The following is a 20,099-nucleotide window of genomic DNA, read 5'->3' on the forward strand; positions in this document are numbered from 1 at the left end:
GTTACAATACCTCCGGAGCTAATGATACAATTTTCATGAATTGTTTTTCACGTAACTCTCTGGCTACCGGGCCAAAAATACGTGTTCCACGCGGCTCATCCTGATTATTCAGTAATACAGCTGCGTTATCGTCGAAACGGATGTACGAACCGTCTTTACGGCGTACTTCTTTTTTAGTTCTAACAACTACTGCTTTCGATACAGTACCTTTTTTGATGTTTCCTGCAGGAATAGCGCTTTTTACAGACACTACAATTTTATCTCCCAATGAAGCATAACGCTTCGCAGTACCACCTAAAACACGGATCACTAAAACTTCTTTAGCACCGCTGTTGTCAGCAACATTCAGTCTTGATTCCTGTTGTACCATGTTACTTAGCCCTCTCTAAAATTTCAACTAATCTCCAGTTCTTAGTTTTACTCAGCGGACGAGTTTCCATTATTAACACTGTATCTCCGATACCGCAAGTGTTAGTCTCGTCATGAGCCATAAATTTGGTAGTTTTCTTTACGAACTTACCATAGATCGGGTGTTTCACTTTACGTTCTACAGCAACCACAATGGATTTCGCCATTTTGTTGCTTACAACTAACCCGATACGTGTTTTCCTTAATTGTCTTTCCATTTCGACTTTAATTATTCAGTTTCAGAAGCGGACTTTGACTCGGCAGATGCTTTAGCTTCCGCGTTGCGCTTAGTCAATTCTGTTGTTAAACGTGCGATGTCTTTTCTGACTTTGTTTATACGAGTTGGATTCTCGATGGCAGAAACTGCATGCGCAAATTTTAATTTAGTAAGATTGGTTTTTTCCTCGCCGATGCGAGCAACAATCTCCTCTTTTGATAGCTCTAATATTTCTGAGTTTTTCATCTTTTTACAAGTTATAAGTTGTAAGTTTTTAAGTTGTAAGTAATTGACTTATAACCTACAACTTTCAACTTTAAACTTTCTTATGCTTCCGCGTAATCTCTACGCACTACAAATTTTGTTTGAACCGGTAATTTTTGAGCGGCTAAACGCAATGCTTCTTTGGCAATATCCAAAGGCACACCTTCAGCTTCAAAAATCATTCTTCCTGGGCGTACAACTGCTACCCAATACTCAGGCGCACCTTTACCTTTACCCATACGTACTTCAGCTGGTTTCTTAGTTACTGGCTTATCCGGGAAAATACGGATCCACACCTGGCCTTCACGTTTCATGAAACGGGTTACGGCGATACGGGCAGCTTCTATCTGACGGCTGGTAATCCACGCTGGTTCTAATGATTTAATTCCGAAAGAACCGAAAGCAAGTTCGGCACCACGGCCAGCAAGACCTTTCATCCTGCCTTTCTGCATCTTTCTGAACTTCGTTCTTTTTGGCTGTAACATCTTCTTATTTATTTATCGCAAAAACGATGTCTAATACTTAATTATTTTTTACCTCTGAAACCGCCACCAGCGTTTCCGCCACGGTTCTGACCACCACCACGGTTCTGACCTCCGCCGCGATTTTGACCTCCGCCGCGGTTATCGCCGCCACGTCTGTCATTTCCACCGCGTCTGTCGTTTCCGCCACCACGTCTGTCGTTTCTGTCACCGAATGATGCAGCACCTTCAGGGTTACGTGTTTTTACGCCGGTAGTCTGTCCGATATTTGGAGACAAGTCACGTTTACCGTAAACTTCACCTTTACAGATCCATACTTTGATACCGATTTTACCGTAAGTGGTATGTGCTTCAGCTAAAGCGTAATCGATGTCAGCACGGAAAGTATGCAGAGGAATTCTTCCTTCTTTATATTGCTCGGTACGTGCCATTTCAGCACCACCTAAACGACCGCTAGTCATTACTTTGATACCTTCAGCACCCATACGCATCGTTGATGCGATCGCTGTTTTCATTGCACGACGGAATGAAATACGAGCTTCAAGTTGCTTAGCGATACCTTCGCCAACTAATTGTGCATCAAGCTCAGGGCGTTTGATTTCGAAGATGTTGATCTGAACGTCCTTTTTAGTCAGTTTTTTCAACTCTTCTTTCAAACGGTCAACTTCCTGGCCACCTTTACCGATCACGATTCCCGGACGGGCAGTATGAACTGTTACGGTAATACGTTTTAGCGTACGCTCGATAACAACTTTTGATATCCCGCCTTTAGAGATACGTGCAGCAATATATTTTCTGATTTTTTCGTCCTCAACTAATTTATCGGAGTAGTTGTTGCCACCGAACCAGTTAGAATCCCAACCTTTGATGATTCCTAATCTGTTACCTATTGGATGTGCTTTTTGTCCCATTTCCTTATTTAGTTTGAGATTCGATATTCTTAGCGTCAACTACCAGTGTTACATGGTTAGAACGCTTGCGAATTCTGTAACCACGTCCCTGTGGAGCTGGTCTTAACCTTTTCAACTGGCGACCGCCATCAACAAATACTGTTTTTACAAACAGTAAATTATCTTCAGGGCGTTGGCCTTCGTTTTTAGCCTCCCAGTTTTTGATAGCAGACAAGAGGAGTTTTTCAACTCGTTGTGCAGCCTCTTTGTTCGTATACTTTAAAATGTATAACGCTTTTTCAACACGCTCGCCACGAATAAGATCTACTACTAATCTCATCTTACGAGGTGAGGTAGGGCAATTATTTAATTTTGCTACTGCTTCCATTGCTTATTTTTTCTTTTCAGCGTGACCTCTAAATGTCCTGGTTGGAGCAAATTCTCCCAACTTGTGACCAACCATATTTTCAGTTACATAAACCGGAATGAATTTATTTCCGTTGTGAACTGCGAAAGTGTGACCAACGAAATCCGGTGAAATCATTGATCTGCGTGACCATGTTTTAACAACAGTTTTCTTGCTGCTTTCATTTAATACATCTACCTTTTTCAAAAGGTTATGATCGATGTATGGTCCTTTTTTAATTGAACGAGCCATTATTTTTTCCTTCTCTCAATGATGTAACGATCCGATGTTTTCTTCTTGTCGCGGGTTTTGTAGCCTTTAGCTAATAAACCTTTGCGTGAGCGTGGGTGACCACCTGATGAACGGCCTTCACCACCACCCATAGGGTGATCTACCGGGTTCATGGCAACACCACGAACACGAGGACGACGACCTAACCAGCGTTTTCTACCCGCTTTACCCAACACTTCGTTCGATTTTTCAGAGTTTGAAACCGTTCCGATAGTTGCCATACATGTAGCAAGGATCATACGTGTTTCGCCTGAAGGCATTTTAATGATGGCATATTTACCATCACGTGCTGAAAGCTGAGCATAAGTACCTGCGCTACGTGCAATAGAAGCACCCTGACCAGGATTCAATTCAATCGCGTGAATGATCGAACCTAAAGGGATATTCTTTAACGGTAACGCATTTCCAACTTCAGGAGCTGATGTTTCGCCAGATGTGATTACCTGGCCTACCTGCAATCCTTCAGGAGCAATGATGTAACGCTTCTCACCATCTGCATAATTCAGAAGAGCGATACGCGCTGTACGATTTGGATCGTACTCAATTGTGGCAACTGTTGCGGGGATATCTTTTTTATCGCGTTTAAAATCAATCAATCGGTATGACTTTTTATGTCCCCCACCGAGATAACGCATAGTCATTTTACCAGAGTTATTTCTACCACCAGATTTCTTGATAGAAACTACCAACGATTTTTCAGGAACGTTCGTAGTAACATCAGAATAATCGGCTCCTACACGGAAACGAGTACCTGGGGTAACTGGTTTAAATCTTTTAACTGCCATGTCTAATTATATATTGCTGTAAAAGTCAATAGTTTCACCATCTTTCAACGTAACGATTGCTTTCTTGTATTTAGGTGAATTACCTGTAACGATACCAGCTTTAGTGTTACGTGATTTTGTTTTTCCAAAAACCACCATGGTGTTCACCGCTACGATGTTTACACCAAACATTTGCTCAATTGCAGATTTGATCTGTAATTTATTGGCTCTGTGGTCTACTTTAAAAGCAAAGCGATTTAACTTTTCAGTTAATAACGAAGCTTTTTCTGTTAAAATCGGTTTCTTTAAAATTTCCATCTTACTTGGCAAATGCCTCCTCCAATGTTTTAACAGTCTCTGCAGTAAGTATTAGTTTACCAGCGTTCAATACATCATATGTATTTAACTGAGCAGCGGTAACTACTTTTGATTTCTTCAGATTTCTGCTTGACAAATAAATATTGTTGTTTATCGCAGGCAACACTAACAATGTTTTCTCGTCAGCAACCTTTAAATCGGAAACCAACTTTACATAGTTTTTAGTTTTAATCGAATCAAAGTTGAAGTCTTCTAAAACTACAATGTTGTTATCTTGTGCTTTGTATGATAAAGCTGATTTACGCGCAAGTGATTTAAGCTTCTTATTTAATTTAAAGCTATAATCACGCGGTTGCGGACCAAATACACGACCACCACCATTAAACAATGGAGATTTAACACTACCTGCACGGGCACCACCAGTACCTTTTTGCTTATGTAATTTGCGGGTTGAACCTGCAATTTCATTACGTTGTTTTGACTTGTGAGTACCCTGACGTTGGTTCGCCAGATATTGCTTCACATCTAAATAGATCGCGTGATCGTTTGGCTCAACACCGAAGATCGCATCAGGAAGTTGCACCTTGGCACCTGTTTCTTTACCTGAAATATTTACTACCTTAACTTCCATCTTCTTATTTATCAACGATTACAAATGAACCTTTTGCTCCCGGTACAGAACCGCTAACAACTAATAAATTTTGCTCAGGGTAAACTTTCAATACTTCCAAGTTTTGAATCTTCACACGGTCACCACCAGTACGACCAGCCATACGCATACCTTTAAATACACGCGAAGGCCACGACGACGCACCCAATGAACCCGGAGCACGCATTCTGTTATGCTGTCCGTGAGTTTGACCACCAACACCACCAAATCCGTGGCGTTTAACCACACCCTGGAAACCTTTACCTTTTGAAGTACCTACCACATCGACGAAATCGCCTTCGACAAATAAATCAACCGTAATTGTGTCTCCTAAACTTTTCTCACCTTCAAACGTCTTGAACTCCACCAACTTACGTTTTGGAGTTGTGTTTGCTTTAGAGAAATGTCCTTTTAGAGCGGCAGTTGTGTTTTTTTCTTTCTTTTCGTCGAAAGCTAACTGAACTGCTTCATAACCATCTTTCTCGACGGTACGAACCTGCGTAACAACGCAAGGCCCAGCCTCAATCACCGTACAAGGAATGTTCTTTCCTTCGGCGTTGAAAATGCTGGTCATTCCTACTTTTTTTCCAATAATTCCTGACATTTTCTTTTTTGTTTTGCGCCCATCGAAGCAGTAGGGCTTCGTTCAAGGCATAATACTCCCTTTAATGGGACCGCAAAGATAGGAAAGATCAATTAATTATCAAATACTTAAGTAGTTATTTTTTAACATTTTAGAAAGGGAGGTTTGGTCCGGAGAGAAAGTGTATTTTGATGTTGAAATTTGTGTTGGAAGTGATGGGTTTAAGCGGGTCTCTATTTTCGATTGATAAATTTAGAGCGAGTCCAGACCCGGGCAAAGCGGATACCGGCCAAGTGGTTAAGGCCCGAGTAGTATGAGCGGCACATGGAACTATCGGGTCGGATGAAATATCGATTTTGCTTTTCAAATACTTAGTTACCACCAGGTTTTTATTCGGTCAATACATCTGCAAGTTTAAATCGTGACTTGTATCACCTTCATATTTTAGATATAAACTTAACGATTTATAATCAGCTTAATCTTCCAATCAGCTCCGCGCTTTGCTTCAAACCATCTTCCAGCCTATCTGAAAAGAAAGCTTTTGTTTCTTCAAAATGCGCTTTATAGCCTTGCAGATCTCCGTAACCAATGATCGAGGCCCACTCACGCACAGCCGAGTGAAATTCCAGGTCATCGCCGCGGATGGTTTTATCATACAAAGCAGCCTGGATAGATTCCTCCAGCAATTCATCATTTTTAAAAAGATATTCAGCGATGCCAAGCCGGAGGCGAAACGGCGGCGTTTGCCCGATCAGGTTCTCGTATGGGTTAACGCCCAAATGATACCAGGCATCAACCATTGCTAATATACTAAGGTGTGAATTTGGTTTTCTCTTTACTTCAGCTGACAAGCCTTTTGGTTTCAAAACGTCTTCATCTAACATGAGCAGTTCACGACTCTCGTGAAAAACAAAATCCCTGGCCTTGTAAATACGCTCGCGAAATTCCGCTTCTTTCTCCTGGATCATCATCTTAAATAACTCAGATTCTGAGAGGGCATATTGCTTTACCTGGTTACGCGCGTAAGGATTTAATATAGCAAGGCCGGCATAAACGTGGGATTTATAAGCGAATATCCTGAGCGTTATCAAAATTTTAACGTTATCTATTCCACCGGTATTATAAGAAGCATTTTCCCAGGGGAAAAACCCCGCGTTCTTCCACGCAGTGCCCATGCTTTCGAAACCCATGTGAGTTAGCGCCTGCGTATCGGCCATGATCTGGTCATGCTTATGGAAATCAGGAATTTCAGAAATAATAGAACCGAGCGCTTCATAAACCTTTAAAGCTGTTTGATATACTTCGTCACTGGCCCGGTGCCTGATTACAATAAGAGACTGACCTTCCGTTTGAAATCCGGGGCCGTGCAAGGAATGACAGGTAACAATATTTACATCCGCAGGCAGATGTTTTTCAAATGCTGCGATTTCCGGGTGCTTTACTGAGGTTTGCCCTGCAACGATCGCGCCGTATTTGGTTGCGTGCCCATATGCAGAAACGATCGCATCAATCTTTTCCGCTTCGGTTGAATAAATAATAAAATCGCATGTCCGGGAGACATCTACCCCTGATTGAAGCACTTTGATATCAAACTGCTGCAGCTCCTTAGTTAGCAAATCCAGTTTTTCAGGCAGATCACAACCATATACCTGGTAACCGGCTCTCGCAAAAGTTTTAGCGTAGAGCTTTCCCATATCTCCTAAGCCGATAATCCCGATTTTCATCAAATTAAATTTTGTAACGCGACGAATATAGCGCGGATTCATAATAAAACTAAAACCTTTCTGTTTAAATAGTTTTAACTGATATTTGAATATGAAAAGCAAAAACTACCTTCAACCTATCTTTACAGTATTTTTATTATGCTTATCGCTTAGTTTAAAAGCTCAGGATACCACTAAAGTTTATGACCCGACGCTTAAGGGACAATATAAACAGCTGCTCGACAAATCAAAAGGCTACCCGGGATACAAAATTATATCACAGGCGAAACTGGACCCTTTTTTGAGAAATTACGCGGATTCTCTCAAAGCTGAAAAAAGAAAGACTGCAAATGCACAAAAAACAATCGCCGACCAAAAAGAGCAAACAAGCAAGCTGCAGGGAAATCTTAACGATAAAAACCAGGACCTGGAGCAAACAAACGCTCAGGCCAATTCAATCAGCCTGCTTGGATTTCAGGTTAATAAATCAACCTACTCAACAATTGTATGGAGCATCATCGCTGTTTTAGCAATCGCGCTTGCTATTATAATTTTTAAATCCATCGGATATAAAAATGAAGCCAGTTACCGTATTAAGCTATTTAATGAGCTGAGTGAAGAATTCCAAAGTCACAAAATGAAAGCCAACGAAAAAGAGAAGAAACTTGCCAGAGAGTTACAGGATGAACGCAATAAACTGGAGGAGCTAAATTCACGTAACCGTTAATACATTGTAATAATCACACTTAAATCACTCTTTTCAATATTTTTTGAAACTTTTTCAGTCTTATTCAGGTAAAGCTATTAGTGCCCGCGTAAATTAATTAACCACATCTTTCACTTGATTCAATCTTATGAAAAAATTACTGTTTACATTAATTATTGCAGCAGCTGCTATTAATGGCGCACAAGCACAATTACAGCAGGGCAATGTAATGGTCGGCGCGGACCTTTCAAATATCAAGTTTGACCTTGATGCCCCCAACACGTTCAATTTTAACATTTCCCCCAAGGCGGCATGGTTTATTCAGAATGGCACGGCCTTAGGAGGTGAAGTTGATTTTGGACTGGCTACTTCAAAGGGTGCAGGAACATTTATAACTTATGGAGTCAGCGCCCTTGGGAGAAAGTATGTTGGCAATGGCGCAGATGTTTTAATCAAAAATTCCAGAATTTTTGGTGAAGCAACGGTAGGTATACAAGGTACAAACAATAGTGAAAGCGGCGAAAACACCAACGGTTTAGGCTTTAGCTTTGGCCCCGGGTATACTTATTTTATTACCCCGACAATTGGCCTCGAAGCTTTACTTAAATATAATGGCATCGTAGGTTTTGGCAGCAGCGCTTATGCGCATAATTTAAATTTCGGCTTAGGTTTTCAAATCTATCTCCCTGGAGCTCGTACTGCACAGAAAGTTAAGAGTGATGCTACTCAATAACATTTGATGCATAAAAGAAAAGTCCGGTCAGAATGAATCTGCCGGACTTTTCTTTTGAATTAGTATCTCGTTACACTTTGATTTCTACTTCAACGCCGCTAGGCAACTCAAGCTTCATCAAGGCATCAACAGTTTTAGAGTTTGAACTGTAGATATCCAACAAACGTTTGTAAGAACACAACTGGAACTGCTCACGAGCTTTTTTGTTCACGTGCGGTGAACGCAAAACTGTAAAGATTTTCTTTTCAGTTGGAAGTGGAATCGGTCCGCTTACTACAGCACCCGTAGGTTTAACTGTTTTTACGATTTTCTCAGCTGATTTATCAACCAGGTTATAATCGTACGATTTTAATTTAATTCTGATTCTTTGGCTCATTTTTTATTTATTGTGCCTTCGTTAGAGCTATTTATAACGGAGACGGGTTATTATTTATCAAGTAGCTAGTATCAAGATGTTAATCTAACTACTTTATACTCTCTACTTGATACTTTTTATGCACTTACTTTACCTTTTGCTTTTGCAACAACTTCGTCCTGAACGTTACGAGGAGCTTCTTCGTAGTGATCGAACTCCATTGTTGACGTTGCACGACCTGAAGTGATGGTACGTAACTGAGTTACATAACCGAACATTTCAGAAAGTGGCACAGTTGCTTTGATTACCTGTGAACCTGCACGTGAATCCATACCTAAAAGCTGGCCACGACGACGGTTCATGTCACCGATAACATCACCCATGTTTTCTTCAGGGGTAAGGATTTCGATTTTCATGATCGGCTCAAGCAATACCGGTTTACATTTAACCAAAGCTTCGCGGTAAGCAGATTTCGCTGCAATTTCGAACGACAGTGAATCTGAATCGACTGCGTGGAATGAACCATCAATCAAACGAACTTTTAAGCTGGTTAGCGGATATCCTGCTAATACACCATTCGCCATAGAAGCGGCAAAGCCCTTTTCTACAGATGGGATATATTCACGAGGAATAGCACCACCGCTGATTTCGTTAACAAATTGCAATCCTTCTTTACCGTCATCTGCAGGTGAAATAATAACCTGGATATCAGCAAATTTACCACGCCCACCAGTTTGTTTCTTATAAGTTTCACGGTGTTGAACAGTTCCTGTAATTGCTTCTTTGTAAGCAACCTGAGGAGCGCCCTGATTAACTTCCACTTTGAATTCACGTCTCAAACGATCCATGATAATATCCAAGTGAAGCTCACCCATACCTGAAATTACGGTCTGGCCGGTTTCTTCGTCAGAATTTACACGGAAAGTTGGATCTTCTTCAGCCAGTTTACCCAAAGCTAAACCTAATTTATCTACATCAGCCTGTGTTTTAGGCTCGATAGCTAAACCGATAACCGGATCAGGGAACTGCATTGACTCAAGAATGATCGGGTGTTTCTCATCACAAAGAGTATCACCTGTTTTAATATCCTTAAAGCCTACTACCGCAGCAATATCACCAGCACCTACGTTAGGGATTGGGTTTTGCTTGTTAGCATGCATTTGGAAGATACGTGAAATACGTTCTTTATTGTCTGAACGCATGTTGTGAACATACGACCCAGCTTCAAGGTTACCTGAGTATACACGGATAAAGCATAAACGACCGACAAACGGATCAGTTGCGATCTTAAATGCCAATGCCGAAAACGGTTCTTTGATATCTGGTCTGCGTAAAATCTCCTCACCAGTATCCGGGTTGTGACCCACGATACCTTCTACGTCCATAGGTGAAGGCAATAATTCCATCACATAATCAAGCATAGTTTGTACACCTTTATTTTTAAAAGATGAACCACAAACCATAGGAACGATTTTAGCGTCAAGAACGGCTTTACGCAAAGCGTCTAATACTTCACGCTCGGTAATTGTTTCCGGAGCGTCGAAGAATTTTTCCATCAACGTTTCATCGTACTCGGCAACAGATTCAAGTAACTTTTCTCTCCATTCAGTTGCTTCCTCAACCATATCTTCGGGAATAGGAACTTCAGTAAAGGTCATGCCTTTATCATGCTCGTTCCATACTACACCACGGAAGTTAATTAAATCGATAACGCCTTTGAAGCTATCTTCCGCGCCGATTGGCAACTGCAATGGAACAGCGTTGCTTCCCAGCATGCTTTTTACCTGTTTTACAACATTTAAAAAGTCAGCACCCGAGCGGTCCATTTTATTTACGAATCCAATACGGGCAACATTGTAGTTGTTAGCAAGTCTCCAGTTTGTTTCTGATTGAGGCTCAACACCATCAACAGCAGAAAACAAGAAAACTAAACCATCCAGTACACGCAGTGAACGATTCACCTCAACGGTGAAATCCACGTGTCCGGGAGTATCAATAATGTTGATGTGATAGTTGTGGTCTCTGTATTTCCAGTTAACAGTTGTAGCAGCCGAAGTGATGGTAATACCACGCTCCTGCTCCTGTGCCATCCAGTCCATTGTTGCAGCACCTTCGTGAACTTCGCCAATTTTGTGGCTTACACCTGCATAATACAGAATACGCTCAGTAGTTGTAGTTTTACCAGCATCAATGTGAGCGGCAATCCCAATGTTTCTTGTATATCTTAAATCTCTTGACATCTTATTGTATTCTTATTAGAAACGGAAATGTGAGAATGCTTTGTTAGCTTCTGCCATTTTGTGCGTATCCTCTTTCTTTTTCACTGCAGCACCTTCACCTTTTGAAGCAGAGATGATTTCACCGGCTAATTTTTCCATCATGGTTTTTTCACCACGACGACGTGAATAGCTGATCAGCCATTTCATACCTAAAGCGATTTTACGCTCTGGACGAACTTCTGTAGGAACCTGGAAGTTTGCACCACCTACACGGCGAGATTTAACCTCAACAGCAGGCATTACATTGTTTAATGCTTTTTTCCATGTTTCTAAACCGTTTTCGCTGGTTTTCTTTTCAACCAGTTCAACAGCATCATAAAATATAGAGTAAGCGATAGATTTTTTTCCGTCGTACATCATGTTGTTCACAAAACGTGTAACCATCACGTCATTGAACTTTGGATCAGGAAGAAGAATTCTTTTTTTCGGTTTTGACTTTCTCATTTCTTATTCCTCCTTATTTCTTTTTACCTTTTGCAGGAGCAGCAGCTGCTTGTCCTGGTTTAGGGCGTTTAGTACCATATTTAGAACGACGTTGGTTACGACCGGCAACACCTGATGTATCCAATGCACCACGGATGATGTGGTAACGTACACCTGGTAAATCCTTAACACGACCGCCACGGATTAACACGATTGAGTGCTCCTGTAAGTTGTGTCCTTCTCCCGGGATGTAGGCATTCACCTCTTTACCGTTTGTTAAACGTACACGGGCAACTTTACGCATTGCTGAGTTTGGTTTTTTAGGGGTAGTAGTATACACACGTGTGCATACGCCTCTTCGCTGTGGACAGCTGTCCAACGCTGGCGACTTACTCTTGTCAACCATAGCTACTCTACCTTTCCTAACTAATTGCTGAATAGTAGGCATTTACTGTTTTTTAATTAAATTTTCTTCTATCCCTAAATTGGGACTGCAAAAGTAGAATTTTTATTTGTGATTTTCAAGGGGTTGTATAAAGTTTCTTGGATATTTAATATGCAGGAAACATGGGTGGTTCAAAGAGAATTAAAAATCAGATAACTCCCGAGCCGCCCCGTCAAAACATCTCAGGAAGAGAAATAATTTATATCAGCTTTTGTTATGACAGATGCCAACGCCTATCCGTGTTACCCGTGTTTACACGATTATAAACGATTCTGATCCGGCTAAACCCCGGCGGCAACTTCATTTTTGCGCTACTTGACTTTTAGATGCCTATTTTTGACCATGCAAAATCCACGTTTACAGCTTGCTTACAACTTCGTTCAGTATACAAACAAAAACATATTTTTAACCGGAAAAGCCGGCACTGGAAAAACTACTTTTTTGCACAATCTCCGAAAGAGCTCGCTGAAACGAATGGCGGTTGTAGCACCCACGGGTGTAGCTGCAATGAATGCCGGAGGAGTTACAATTCACTCGCTTTTCCAGATGCCTTTTGGCCCATACCTCGCTGAACGGGTAACGGGAAAAGGCATTAAAGGCAACGATAGCACGAACAGAAAATTTTCAAGGGATAAAATCAATCTGATTCGCAGTCTCGATTTGCTGGTAATCGACGAAATCAGTATGGTGAGAGCAGATATGCTTGACGGAATCGACGAGATTCTGCGTCGTTATAAAAACCCATCTCAACCATTTGGCGGCATACAACTGTTAATGATTGGCGATCTGCACCAGCTTTCGCCCGTTGTAAAAAATGATGACTGGATGCTATTAAAGGAACATTATCCAAACCTGTATTTCTTTAGCAGCCAGGCATTGAAGGAAAATCCGCCTGTGACCATCGAGTTAAATCATATTTACAGGCAAAGCGATTTTGTATTTATCGATTTACTTAACAATGTGCGTGAAAATCGTATAACACCGGATGTGCTTGATAAGTTAAACCAACGGCATGTTCCTGATTTGAAGCCTGGGAATTACGAAGGTTACATCACATTAACCACGCATAATCAAACGGCCGATGTAATTAACGCCGACCGACTTAAAGAATTTGAAAAGCCCGCGAAATTTTTCAAAGCCGACATAAAAGATGACTTCCCTGAATACATCTACCCTACTGCACCAGTGCTTGAACTCAAGGAAGGTGCGCAAGTAATGTTTGTAAAGAACGATCAATCGAAAGACAAGCTTTATTACAACGGCAAAATCGGCGCAATTACCCGGTTTGCAAACGGTGGCATCTTTGTCAGCGACGGTACGACCGGATCCGAAATTTTCATCCAGCCCGTCGAATGGCAAAACTTTAAGTACGAACTCAATGCAACGTCAAAGGAAATTGAAGAGAAAGTTATTGGAAGCTTCACACAATACCCGCTCAAACTGGCGTGGGCTATTACCATACATAAAAGCCAGGGGCTAACGTTTGACAAAGCAATTATTGATGCCGGTTTATCATTCGCTCATGGACAGGTTTATGTAGCACTGAGCAGGTGCAAAACCCTGGAAGGAATGGTCTTAAGATCCCCATTAGCGCTGAACAGCGTAAAGACAGATGGGACGGTATCACTCTTCAGCAAAAGTGTCAACGACAACATTCCGGATGACAAACAACTTGAATCGTCAAAAATCGCCTATCAAAAATCCTTATTGCTTGAATTGTTTGACTTCAGGCATCTAAACTATAGATTACTCGCTTGTAGAAAAACAGCCGAAGATTACGATAAAAGTTTTCCAGGAAGTTTTTTTGAAAACATAAACAACCTGTTAAACGAGGCAGAGAAACATATTTTTACCATCGCAGCACAGTTTAAAAAGCAGCTTGAAACGCTTTTATTGCCTGGCACAATACCCGAAGATAGCCCGGAAATTAAAGACCGGGCATTCAAAGCCAGCACTTATTTCGTCAATAAATTAAACGGAGAACTAAAGTTGCAAATTGAACAGATTTTTGTTGAAACCGACAATAAAGCCGCCAGGAAAGCAGCCGTTGAAGCAATAGAGGCTCTTAAAAAAGAGGTGTTCGTTAAGTTAGCAGTATTAAATATTTGCGCCGAAGGTTTTAAAACGGCTTCTTATCTGAAAGTAAGGTCGGACGCGGAAATTGACTTTACAGCATCTAGGCAACCGATAAAGGCAACAACATCCTACGAAAACAAGGATGTGTCCCATCCGCTTTTATACAATGATCTAAAGAAATGGCGTAATAATCTAGCCGCCGAAAACAACATGCCTGCGTATTACGTACTGCCCCAAAAAGTTCTTGTTCTGCTGATCGACTTATTACCGTCCAACCTGGCTGAATTGCAAATGCTCAAAGGTTTTGGAAAAGCCCGTACACAAAAATTTGGGAATGACATTCTGGAACTGATAGATAATTACTGCAGACAACATGCAATAGCAAGAAAATTTCAACCGGCCTTACAGGAGAAACTCAAACCCGAACGGACGGATTCCAAGCTACTTACTCTAGAAATGTTCAGGCACGGAAAAACTATTATTCAAATTTCCAGGGAACGCAATTTCGTGCAATCAACCATTGAGGGACACCTTATGCATTATATCGGCACCGGCGAACTAAGACCCGACGAAGTTTTCGATGTCGAAAAGTTAAATATAGTGGTTACGTTCATCAACGAAAACGACGGACTGGCTTTACCACTTACCGAGTTAAAGTTTAAAATGGGTGACAGCTATTCGTACACCGAGATCAGGGCTGCGGTAAAACTGGCACAGCTTCAACAACCTGCTGCAGATGTGCCAGCTAATTAGTATTACTTTACCCCTATAACCGAAACCTGAGAAATATTACTTATGTTAATCCCGACAAAGCAATCATCAATGCAGTTTTTTGGGACGTAACCACAGTTGGAAATCATGCCGTTGTTTGCTGTCTCAAAATAGATATCGTTCTCTTTTGTGTTTGCTTTCAGCCACACATTTCCGGCTTTTTCATAAACCTGGTCGAGTGTCAGCGCTTCAGCCCCACTTTTGTGCGTTCCTAAAGTTTTAACATCCTCTACCCAAGACTCCTTTAAAACTTTTACACCAGTACCGCCGTCAATCGCAAACAAAGAACATTCGCGCATTCTAACAGTTCCGTACATCACAGTTATTGTCGTCTCGGTGGCGATTCCAGTCCACGAACCACTAATAACCGTGTAACTATAATTGTCGTCAGTAGATTTTTTGAACTCTTTAAATTTGGAGTAACTGTCTATTAACTTGTTTTGAGAAGCATCTTTTTTACACGCGTTAAAAAGCGCAGAGAACACAATAATCGAAAGTAGAATCTTGAAAAATCTCATAGAAGTTATTTTGCTGAAAGAATTGGTTTATATCTGTCCCGGTAATACCAGGCTAAAAACAAGTCGCAAATCAACAACGCAATGGCAATTGGCAACTCTGACGGACCAAGATAAGCGTGGTACAAAACGATGTTGATAATAATCGGAAATATAACCACAACAGCCAATGGGACAAAAAAGCCGGTAACGAATGCAATTCCGCAGAGCAATTCTGTTATTTTAATCAGCGGGAACAGATAACGGGCAGCCATGATTCCCGTCATAAATACTTTAATATCACCCTTCAATTCCGGGGTTGGCATCAGGTGAAAGAGAACCGGTATCGAGGCAAAGAGGAACATCAGCCCCATTAAAACTCTGACGACAATTGCTGCAATTTTCATATTTGAATATTGGATTAGGTTACAATTACGTGAAGTTAAAAATTATATTAATTACTTTTAGATTCAGACAACTGTTTTATCTTTTCCAATGCCCTGTCCCAGGCCTTCGACATTTCCTCGAAATATGGTTCGCCCATATCGCAGGAAATTTCAAGTGTAGTTATGCCATCAACCTCTGATGATTTGTAGATTTCCTGACAGCCAGCCATATCCTTTGCCATCCCACTTTCGTAATCTTCCTTGTCATCGTTTATAACGCCGGTATATTCAATTGCCAGGTATTCTGGCTTATTGCTGACTACCTTGCCAACGATACCGCTATTTGACTCATCTTTAAAAATAACTTTACTGCCTTCTTTCCAGTCTGATTCTGCATAAGTGCCAGTACTAAATTCAGAATACCACTGCCGGGTAAGCTCGTCGCGGTAAAGTACCGGCCATACTTTCGTTATGGGAGCATTAATATTAATCGTCTTTTCAATTCTCTTTAATTCCATGATAGTATTTGGTTAATCACTTTTTAACTTTATCATACACCACATTTCGTCTTCGTCCTTATAGCATTCTACGCAGGGCTCCGTCAGGTCTGCCTGATCTTCTTCAGACAACCTCATTAAAACCGTTTTAATTTCATGAGTCCTGCTTCTCCAATTTTTACAACCTCATATGAATAAGAACCGGCGGCAATTGCAATTTTTTCACAGTCAAGTTCCTCTGCTTCGCCGGTACGTAATTCCTGTGCAGCGGCCAGGTAGACAATCTCACCTGTTTGTGTTATGCTGCTGATTCCATAGAATGATCGCGTAAAACCGCCATCAACCTTTTTTATAAGCGACTTAAAAGCATCATCAATACCTTCGGGAAAATTTTTAACCTGAAAACCAAACGCCAGAAGATTTTCGGTCAGGATAAACGTGTTCATTTGCCAGTATGTTACGTTGGTTTATGAAGCTTGGTTTTCGTCAAAATTTACCATCCACTGAATATCAAAACGGTCGGTTAGCATACCCCAATAAGCTCCCCAAAACATTTTCTGAAGCGGGTTAGTTACATTTGCACCTTGGGAAAGCGCATTGAAAACACGTTCGGCTTCTTCCAGCGAATCAGTATTGAGTGACAAAGAGATATTTGTACCAACTTTCAATGACTGGCCCATTGATTCAAGCGCGTCGGTAGCCATTAAAATGTTATTTCCAATCGGCAAGGAAATATGCATTATTTTTCCGCCATCTGCTTCTGCTACATTTTCACAGCCGGGAGTATCTTTAAATCGCTGCAAAGCTGTGAATTCGCCACCAAAAACTGATTTGTAAAAATCGAATGCATCCTCTGTTGTTCCAGGAAAATTCAAATAAGAATTCATAGTTGTCATTTTCGTAGTTTTAAGTTTATACTATCAAAGTTATATGGGAGTTCCGAGACTGGTACGCCTCAAATACGACATTCTGAAGGGGAAAATGCGTCGTATATGACGCTGTGAAAAAACAACTCTAATATTTCTCAGTTATTCACAGATAAGTTTACGTTGTTGAAAAAATTATTCTGATATTGAGGCATTTACAGTTATATTCAATAATCTAAACATCACACTTTAATAAAGATCAATGTCAATCAAAGGATTAGCGTCATTATCGGCGGTCGAAATTCACAATGAAATCAAGCGAGGCGCTAAATTCATTGTTTATCAGTATACCATTTCATTGCTTTTCATTACCCTGAAAAAAAACACAGACATTTATTTTGTAAGATCCTATGAGAACCGGGCGGCAAGAGGATTGATCTGGACTTTCATATCGTTTGTTTGTGGCTGGTGGTGCTTTCCGGAAGGCCCATCGCATACATTAACGGCAATTACAAACAATTTAAATGGAGGAATAGATGTAACTGAGAATATTTTAAGCGCCGTTAACATCCAGTAGTTAATACGAATACCCGTTTTTTTATAAAGTGTTTAAATGCAAAGAGCCGGTTTAACCGGCTCTTTTGTTTTCATTATTTGGATTTCCAGGTATCGTTGTCGGAATTGTGATCCGGGAAAACGTGATCCGGATCAAGAGTTACTGACTCGATCTCTTCCGTGGAATTATATTTATAAATCCAATAGTTGTTACGCTCCCAGATTTCAACCGGCAACTTAACGCGATCCACTTTACCGCTTTGCAATTTTACATCCATCACGATAGGAGCAGCAAATTTTTCCAGGTTATCGATGCCAATGTAAGCACCCTGCTTTGGATCATCATTAACATATTTAACGCCTCTTACCGACATATCCAAACGCCAGTTATTTTGATACCAGCCTCTCCAGAACCATTGTAAGTTCTCGCCGGCTACATTTTCGATAGTCCTGAAAAAGTCGTCGGGTGTCGGGTGTTTGAATGCCCAGCGCTGAATATATGTTTTGAAGGCGCGGTCAAACCGCTCCGGACCTAAGATCTGTTCTCTCAGCATTACCAGTCCCGCACTTGGTTTCCGGTAAAGCAAAGTGCCAATATTCAATTCCTTCATGTTATCCGCACTGTGCATAATAGGCTCAAGAGCCGGGTTTGTATAGATAGTAGCTAAGCGATGCATATCCATAGCTTGCTGCTTATACTCACCATTATTAAAGTTATTGGTGCTTAACGTATTGATAAAGGTATTAAAACCTTCATCCATCCATCCGTATAAGCGCTCGTTCGAACCAACGATCATCGGGAACCAGGTATGACCAAACTCATGATCGGTAACGCCCCATAATCCTGCCGTTTTGGATTTCCATCCACAAAAGACGATTCCGGGATATTCCATTCCACCTTCATTACCGGCAACATTAGTAGCTGCGGGGTAAGGGAATTCAAACCATTTCGCCGAATTGTATTCAATTGACTTTTTGGTGTATTCAGTTGATCGGCTCCAGGCAGTATCTCCTGCACTTTCAACCGGGTATGCCGATATCGCCAAACATCTTTTTCCGCTTTGAAGATTAATTTTTGCAGCATCAACAATAAAAGCAGCTGAAGATGCCCATGAAGCATCGCGAGCATTGCTGATCTTATAGTGCCAGGTCAGTGTTTTTGATGTTTTTTCAGCAGCCGCTTTTGCCACGTCGGCAGCTGAGCGGATCATTACTGTCTGCTCGCTTTTGGCCGCAGCGTCCCACTTTGCTACTTGCGCTGCGCTGTAAACATCTTTCGCGTTTAACAATTCGCCTGAACATACGACAGCATGGTTTGCCGGAGCTGTTATATTCAGATCAAAGTCTCCATACTCAAGATAAAACTCACTTGGGCCAGTGTAAGGAATCGTGTTCCATCCAAGTACATCATCATAAACGCACATCCGTGGATACCACTGCGCTATTGTGAAAATCTTTCCGTTTTGTGTTGGAAGAACACCCATTCTGTCTGATCCGTAATCCGGAGCGATAAATGAATAATCGATCTTTATTTTAATTTGTCCGCCTTTTGATGCCAGATTTGAGGGTAAAAACACCTGCATTTTCGCATCGGTAATTTCGTATTTAAGCTCAGTTGATGCGCCTTTTTTATCAGTGCTTAATAGCGAAACGGATTTAATTTTATATCCCGCGTCAAAAACTTGTCCCCGGCCGCCGTTACGGCTGCCGTTAATAGGAACAATCGCCGTTCCGCGTGAATCTTGTTTAAAAAGATTTTGCTCTAGATTCATCCAGATAAAGGACATCTTATCCGGGCTGTTATTTGTATAATTAAGTATTTCGGAGCCAGAAATTTCGTTTGTAGCTTCGTTCAAACGTACATTCAGCTTATAGTCGGCTCTGTTTTGCCAATACTGCTGGCCTGGCTGGCCGCTGGCCGAACGGTATTCTGTGCCATTCTTTGTGTAGAACAACGGCGAAAACAAGTCTGTGTAACTGTAGTTGCTTGCTGGCGCGGCACCGAGATCCGGTATCTTTACGCCGTTTGTTCGCTGTGCATTCGCTTGGAAACTGCCGCAGCAAATTGCAGCCAAAGCCATTGCTTTTAATCTAAAATTCATATAAAGTTTAAAGTTTTAAGCCTGTAAAATAACCGATAAGGCCGGCGATTTCCTTACGTGTAAAGCAATTGTTACCAATGGCTATTTCGTCAACACACTCTTGTATTGCTCTTCATCGAACCCAAGAATAATATTACCATCACGCTCAATTACAGGGCGTTTGATAACACTTGTCTTTTCCTGCATTAATTTTATAGCAGCTTGTTCGTTGTTTACCGTTTGCTGAACAGCCGGATCAAGTTGCTTCCATGTTGTGCCACGTTTGTTAACGAGTGGCTCCCAACCCACTTTATCAATCCATTCCTTCAATTTTTCTTCGGGGGCGCCAGATTTTTTAAAGTCGTGAAATTCATATTGAATATTATTTGCCGACAACCAATCAAGTGCTTTTTTTACTGTGTTACAATTCTTTATTCCGTAAACTATCATTATCGTT

27 protein-coding genes are annotated in these 20,099 nt (G+C 41.2%); 4 read left to right on the forward strand and 23 right to left on the reverse strand.

Features of this window, described 5'->3' with window-relative positions; genetic code table 11:
• Position 1: 1 nt before the first annotated feature.
• The 12 genes from rplN to GS399_RS08025 all read right to left on the reverse strand — a co-directional run bounded on the left by rplN (position 2) and on the right by GS399_RS08025 (position 6,996).
• Entirely contained in the window at positions 2 to 370 is a 369-nt protein-coding gene (gene rplN, locus GS399_RS07975) for a 50S ribosomal protein L14 (protein WP_160844093.1), read from the reverse strand.
• A 1-nt stretch (position 371) separates the two neighbouring features.
• On the reverse strand, positions 372 to 626 hold the full coding sequence (gene rpsQ / locus GS399_RS07980; protein ID WP_160844094.1) for a 30S ribosomal protein S17: 255 nt from the start codon (positions 624 to 626) through the stop codon (positions 372 to 374).
• 11 nt (positions 627 to 637) lie between these two features.
• The gene (rpmC, locus tag GS399_RS07985) at positions 638 to 871 is read right to left on the reverse strand and encodes a 50S ribosomal protein L29 (RefSeq protein ID WP_160844095.1); all 234 of its coding nucleotides are present in this window, start codon (positions 869 to 871) and stop codon (positions 638 to 640) included.
• Positions 872 to 951: 80 nt separating this feature from the next.
• Positions 952 to 1,374: a 50S ribosomal protein L16 gene (rplP, locus tag GS399_RS07990; RefSeq protein ID WP_160844096.1), complete on the reverse strand. Its 423-nt coding sequence runs from the start codon at positions 1,372 to 1,374 to the stop codon at positions 952 to 954.
• A gap of 41 nt (positions 1,375 to 1,415) precedes the next feature.
• Positions 1,416 to 2,282 (reverse strand): 30S ribosomal protein S3, encoded by an 867-nt coding sequence (gene rpsC, locus GS399_RS07995; RefSeq protein ID WP_160844097.1) that lies wholly within the window; start codon positions 2,280 to 2,282, stop codon positions 1,416 to 1,418.
• Between the two features lie 4 nt (positions 2,283 to 2,286).
• Positions 2,287 to 2,649: a 50S ribosomal protein L22 gene (gene rplV / locus GS399_RS20645; RefSeq protein ID WP_202409401.1), complete on the reverse strand. Its 363-nt coding sequence runs from the start codon at positions 2,647 to 2,649 to the stop codon at positions 2,287 to 2,289.
• A 3-nt stretch (positions 2,650 to 2,652) separates the two neighbouring features.
• Positions 2,653 to 2,919 carry a 30S ribosomal protein S19 gene (gene rpsS, locus GS399_RS20650; protein ID WP_202409402.1) on the reverse strand — a complete coding sequence of 89 codons (267 nt, stop codon included), beginning with the start codon at positions 2,917 to 2,919 and terminating at the stop codon, positions 2,653 to 2,655.
• Complete coding sequence (rplB, locus tag GS399_RS08005; protein WP_160844098.1) at positions 2,919 to 3,743, reverse strand: 50S ribosomal protein L2; 825 nt, start codon at positions 3,741 to 3,743, stop codon at positions 2,919 to 2,921. Before rplB ends, rpsS begins: the two co-directional genes overlap by 1 nt.
• A gap of 6 nt (positions 3,744 to 3,749) precedes the next feature.
• Positions 3,750 to 4,040: a 50S ribosomal protein L23 gene (gene rplW / locus GS399_RS08010; RefSeq protein ID WP_160844099.1), complete on the reverse strand. Its 291-nt coding sequence runs from the start codon at positions 4,038 to 4,040 to the stop codon at positions 3,750 to 3,752.
• Position 4,041: 1 nt separating this feature from the next.
• The gene (rplD, locus tag GS399_RS08015) at positions 4,042 to 4,671 is read right to left on the reverse strand and encodes a 50S ribosomal protein L4 (protein ID WP_160844100.1); all 630 of its coding nucleotides are present in this window, start codon (positions 4,669 to 4,671) and stop codon (positions 4,042 to 4,044) included.
• 4 nt (positions 4,672 to 4,675) lie between these two features.
• Complete coding sequence (gene rplC / locus GS399_RS08020; RefSeq protein WP_160844101.1) at positions 4,676 to 5,293, reverse strand: 50S ribosomal protein L3; 618 nt, start codon at positions 5,291 to 5,293, stop codon at positions 4,676 to 4,678.
• Between the two features lie 449 nt (positions 5,294 to 5,742).
• Positions 5,743 to 6,996, reverse strand: a complete 1,254-nt coding sequence (locus tag GS399_RS08025; RefSeq protein ID WP_160844102.1) for a prephenate dehydrogenase — start codon at positions 6,994 to 6,996, stop codon at positions 5,743 to 5,745.
• A 91-nt stretch (positions 6,997 to 7,087) separates the two neighbouring features.
• Here GS399_RS08025 and GS399_RS08030 point away from each other — a divergent pair, with 91 nt between their 5' ends.
• Both GS399_RS08030 and GS399_RS08035 read left to right on the forward strand, forming a co-directional pair.
• Positions 7,088 to 7,702 (forward strand): hypothetical protein, encoded by a 615-nt coding sequence (locus GS399_RS08030; protein ID WP_160844103.1) that lies wholly within the window; start codon positions 7,088 to 7,090, stop codon positions 7,700 to 7,702.
• Positions 7,703 to 7,829: 127 nt separating this feature from the next.
• On the forward strand, positions 7,830 to 8,414 hold the full coding sequence (locus GS399_RS08035; RefSeq protein ID WP_160844104.1) for a porin family protein: 585 nt from the start codon (positions 7,830 to 7,832) through the stop codon (positions 8,412 to 8,414).
• Positions 8,415 to 8,484: 70 nt separating this feature from the next.
• Here the strand turns inward: GS399_RS08035 and rpsJ are convergent, their stop codons facing one another.
• From rpsJ to rpsL, 4 genes are all read right to left on the reverse strand, one after another.
• Positions 8,485 to 8,790 carry a 30S ribosomal protein S10 gene (rpsJ, locus tag GS399_RS08040; protein WP_040627320.1) on the reverse strand — a complete coding sequence of 102 codons (306 nt, stop codon included), beginning with the start codon at positions 8,788 to 8,790 and terminating at the stop codon, positions 8,485 to 8,487.
• Positions 8,791 to 8,906: 116 nt separating this feature from the next.
• Entirely contained in the window at positions 8,907 to 11,009 is a 2,103-nt protein-coding gene (gene fusA, locus GS399_RS08045) for an elongation factor G (RefSeq protein WP_160844105.1), read from the reverse strand.
• A 15-nt stretch (positions 11,010 to 11,024) separates the two neighbouring features.
• A complete protein-coding gene (rpsG, locus tag GS399_RS08050; RefSeq protein ID WP_160844106.1) occupies positions 11,025 to 11,492 on the reverse strand; it encodes a 30S ribosomal protein S7 in 468 nt (155 codons plus the stop codon).
• A 13-nt stretch (positions 11,493 to 11,505) separates the two neighbouring features.
• Entirely contained in the window at positions 11,506 to 11,919 is a 414-nt protein-coding gene (rpsL, locus tag GS399_RS08055) for a 30S ribosomal protein S12 (RefSeq protein ID WP_067063087.1), read from the reverse strand.
• A gap of 339 nt (positions 11,920 to 12,258) precedes the next feature.
• Between rpsL and GS399_RS20965 the strand changes: the two genes are divergently transcribed.
• On the forward strand, positions 12,259 to 14,745 hold the full coding sequence (locus GS399_RS20965; RefSeq protein ID WP_160844107.1) for an HRDC domain-containing protein: 2,487 nt from the start codon (positions 12,259 to 12,261) through the stop codon (positions 14,743 to 14,745).
• A gap of 2 nt (positions 14,746 to 14,747) precedes the next feature.
• Here GS399_RS20965 and GS399_RS08065 read toward each other — a convergent pair whose 3' ends face one another.
• The 5 genes from GS399_RS08065 to GS399_RS08085 form a co-directional block, all read right to left on the reverse strand.
• The gene (locus GS399_RS08065) at positions 14,748 to 15,281 is read right to left on the reverse strand and encodes a hypothetical protein (protein ID WP_160844108.1); all 534 of its coding nucleotides are present in this window, start codon (positions 15,279 to 15,281) and stop codon (positions 14,748 to 14,750) included.
• Between the two features lie 5 nt (positions 15,282 to 15,286).
• Positions 15,287 to 15,664: a DoxX family membrane protein gene (locus tag GS399_RS08070; protein WP_160844109.1), complete on the reverse strand. Its 378-nt coding sequence runs from the start codon at positions 15,662 to 15,664 to the stop codon at positions 15,287 to 15,289.
• A 47-nt stretch (positions 15,665 to 15,711) separates the two neighbouring features.
• Positions 15,712 to 16,161 (reverse strand): SRPBCC family protein, encoded by a 450-nt coding sequence (locus tag GS399_RS08075; protein ID WP_160844110.1) that lies wholly within the window; start codon positions 16,159 to 16,161, stop codon positions 15,712 to 15,714.
• A 116-nt stretch (positions 16,162 to 16,277) separates the two neighbouring features.
• Positions 16,278 to 16,586: a hypothetical protein gene (locus GS399_RS08080; protein WP_160844111.1), complete on the reverse strand. Its 309-nt coding sequence runs from the start codon at positions 16,584 to 16,586 to the stop codon at positions 16,278 to 16,280.
• Between the two features lie 21 nt (positions 16,587 to 16,607).
• On the reverse strand, positions 16,608 to 17,036 hold the full coding sequence (locus GS399_RS08085) for a VOC family protein (RefSeq protein ID WP_160844112.1): 429 nt from the start codon (positions 17,034 to 17,036) through the stop codon (positions 16,608 to 16,610).
• Between the two features lie 232 nt (positions 17,037 to 17,268).
• Here GS399_RS08085 and GS399_RS08090 point away from each other — a divergent pair, with 232 nt between their 5' ends.
• Positions 17,269 to 17,583: a hypothetical protein gene (locus GS399_RS08090; RefSeq protein ID WP_160844113.1), complete on the forward strand. Its 315-nt coding sequence runs from the start codon at positions 17,269 to 17,271 to the stop codon at positions 17,581 to 17,583.
• A gap of 73 nt (positions 17,584 to 17,656) precedes the next feature.
• Here the strand turns inward: GS399_RS08090 and GS399_RS08095 are convergent, their stop codons facing one another.
• Positions 17,657 to 19,663, reverse strand: coding sequence for a M1 family metallopeptidase (locus tag GS399_RS08095; protein ID WP_237487903.1), 2,007 nt, complete (start codon positions 19,661 to 19,663; stop codon positions 17,657 to 17,659).
• An 81-nt stretch (positions 19,664 to 19,744) separates the two neighbouring features.
• Complete coding sequence (locus GS399_RS08100) at positions 19,745 to 20,092, reverse strand: ArsC family reductase (protein WP_160844114.1); 348 nt, start codon at positions 20,090 to 20,092, stop codon at positions 19,745 to 19,747.
• Positions 20,093 to 20,099: the final 7 nt, after the last annotated feature.

The organism is Hufsiella arboris, from assembly GCF_009834875.1.
GTDB classification, from domain to species: domain Bacteria; phylum Bacteroidota; class Bacteroidia; order Sphingobacteriales; family Sphingobacteriaceae; genus Hufsiella_A; species Hufsiella_A arboris.